The organism is Marichromatium sp. AB32, assembly GCF_003718675.1.
Lineage (GTDB): Bacteria > Pseudomonadota > Gammaproteobacteria > Chromatiales > Chromatiaceae > Marichromatium > Marichromatium gracile.
Window position 1 is genome coordinate 1 of record NZ_RHFJ01000145.1, and the last position, 422, is coordinate 422.

Annotated in this window: 2 protein-coding genes; both read left to right on the forward strand. The window is 44.8% G+C overall.

Going from position 1 to position 422, the window contains the following annotated elements:
* Window positions 1-15 precede the first annotated feature (15 nt).
* Entirely contained in the window at window positions 16-99 is an 84-nt protein-coding gene (locus EBL85_RS16895) for a septum formation initiator family protein (protein WP_223806201.1), read from the forward strand.
* Between the two features lies 1 nt (window position 100).
* Window positions 101-422: 2-C-methyl-D-erythritol 4-phosphate cytidylyltransferase (locus tag EBL85_RS16900; protein WP_150132756.1), on the forward strand; the 322-nt coding region annotated here is incomplete at its 3' end.

Sequence of the window (422 nt, forward strand, 5' to 3'; positions counted from 1 at the left end):
CAAGGTCTTGATGCGATTGAAGAACGTGCGCGTCATGAGCTCGGTTTAGTTAAAGATGGCGAGACTTTTTACCGCATTATAGGTGAGGAAAACCATTAAAATGTTGGATATGAACTCATCGCATATCGCAATTGTGCCTGCTGCTGGTGTGGGTAGCAGAATGAAGGCAGATCGCCCTAAGCAATATTTATTGATCGAAGGTAAAGCGGTACTGGAACATACCGTAGAGAAACTGCTTTCTCACCCAAATATTTCTAAGGTTGTCGTTGCCGTTACTGACGGCGACCCATATTACCCAGAATTGTCCGTTGCTAAGCACCCAGATGTGATTCGTGTAGCTGGTGGTAAAGAAAGAGCAGACTCTGTGTTATCAGGGCTAAACTATGTCAATGAGCATCTGGAAAGCGAGTGGGTATTAGTTC